This is a genomic window from Nocardiopsis lucentensis DSM 44048, assembly GCF_000341125.1.
Taxonomy (GTDB): Bacteria; Actinomycetota; Actinomycetes; order Streptosporangiales; family Streptosporangiaceae; genus Nocardiopsis; species Nocardiopsis lucentensis.
On sequence record NZ_ANBC01000593.1, the window covers coordinates 1 to 2,007 of the forward strand.

Here is a 2,007-nt window from a genome sequence, read left to right on the forward strand (position 1 = left end):
GCAGGTCCTGCTCGGGCCGGAGGGTGATCCAGACCTCGGGCCGGTCGGCCTCGGCGATCCTCCGGTAGGCGTCGTGGACGCGGTCGGTGGGAGTGGGCATCAGGAGGCTCCTCCTTGCGTGATGACGGCCATGGCGCGGCCGGGGTCCAGGTGCTGCCCGGGCGCGACCAGGATGTCGGAGACCGTACCCGCGCGGGGCGCGCGGACCACGACCTCCAGCTTCATCGCCTCCAGCCGGACGACGGGCTGCCCCTCCTCGACGGTGTCGCCGGGGCGGACGTCGACCTTCCAGACGGAGGCGGACAGCGGGGACTCGACCAGGGCCGCGCCGGGCGGGAAATCGGTGCGGCCGGGGTCGGCGGCGGGTTCGGGTTCGGGCCGGTCGTCGAACTCGCCCGCGGCCTCCCAACGCTGGCGTTCGGCCTCGAAGGCGGCGGCCTGGCGGTCGCGGAAGGCGGCGATGGAGTCGGCGTGGTCGGCGAGGAAGCGCTCGTGGTCGGCGAGGACGAACTCCCCGTCGGCGATCTCCAGCTCGTGCCGTCCGGCAAGGAGGTCGGCGCGGATGTCGAGCAGCTCCTCGTGGCCGACCGGGTACCAGCTGACCCGGTCGAAGAACCGCAGCAGCCAGGGGGTGCCGGGCTCGAACGGGCCGTACTGGCGCAGCCCCGACCAGATCGGCACCGTACGGCCGATGAGCTGGTAGCCGCCGGGACTCTCCATCCCGTACACGCACAGGTAGGCGCCGCCGATACCGACCCCGGCCTCCGGGGTCCAGGTGCGCGCCGGACTGTACTTGGTGGTGACCAGCCGGTGGCGCGGGTCGAGCGGGGTGGCGGCGGGCGCGCCGAGGTAGACGTCACCCAGGCCCAGGACCAGGTAGGAGGCGTCGAAGACGGTGTCGCGGACGTCGTCGACCGAGTCGAGGCCGTTGATGCGGCGGATGAACTCGATGTTGTCGGGGTTCCAGGGCGCGTCGTCGCGCACACCGGTCTGGTAGCGGCTGATCGCCTCGTGGATGGACGGGTCGTCGAAGGACATCGGCAGGTGCAGGGTCCGGCTCGGCACCCGCAGGCGGGAGGTGGGCGGCAGTTGGCCCTCGATCTCCTGGAGGAGGTCGAGCAGGGTGCGCAGCGGCAGCGCCTCGGGGTCGGTGTGCAGGTGCAGGGAGCGCACGCCGGGCGTGGTGTCGACGATCCCGCGCGGGGCGGCCTCGTCGAGCGCGGCCATCAGGGCGTGGACACGCATGCGCAGGCCCAGGTCGAGCACCATCGGCCCGTACTCGACGAGGAGGTTGTCGTGGCCGCCGCGGCGGTAGGTGACCTCGGGGGCGCCGTCGGTGGCGGGCAGTCGGGCGAGCACGCCGTCGTCGCCGTCGGAGCCCGTCGCGCGCAGGAGCGGGGCCGCCGTCGGGACGGTGTGCAGCTTCTCGGCGGCGGACTCGGTCACCGGGTGGAAGCGGACGGTGTCGCCGGGGCGGAGCTGGCCGACCTTCCAGCGGGAGCCGGTGACCACGGTGACCGGGCAGACGAACCCGCCCAGGCTCGGCCCGTCGGGGCCGAGGAGGACCGGGGTGTCGCCGGACAGGTTGACCGCGCCGATCGAGTAGGCGGTGTCGTGCACGTTGGAGGGATGCAGGCCGGCCTGGCCGCCGTCGGGACGGGCCCAGGTCTGCTTGGGGCCGGAGAGGCGGACGCCGTTGCGGGCGGACTGGGGGTGCACCTTCCAGGCGGTGGCGTAGAAGTCGGCCAGGCCCTCGCGGGTGAGGAACTCGGGAGCGGCGTGCGGCCCCTCGGAGACCTCGATGTCCCAGTGGGCGGAGGTGCCCTCCCCGGCTTCGGCCGGAGCGTCGAAGTCGGGGCGGTCCTCCTCGGGGACGGAGCGCGGCGCGGCGAACCGGGGGGCCGAAGCGGCGGAGGCGGGTGCGGGAGTCGACGGCGCCTCGGTGGTGGCGGACCCGCCCGGCGCGCTCCTGGGGGCGATCGTCGGCCGGAGCACGTCGCCGAGCCG

The 2,007-nt window shown here is 74.4% G+C and carries 1 protein-coding gene; it reads right to left on the bottom strand.

Going from position 1 to position 2,007, the window contains the following annotated elements; genetic code table 11:
* Positions 1–99: 99 nt before the first annotated feature.
* Positions 100–2,007, bottom strand: a 1,908-nt coding sequence (locus D471_RS0121030; RefSeq protein ID WP_017600452.1) for a carboxyltransferase domain-containing protein, incomplete at its 5' end; no start/stop codon positions are given.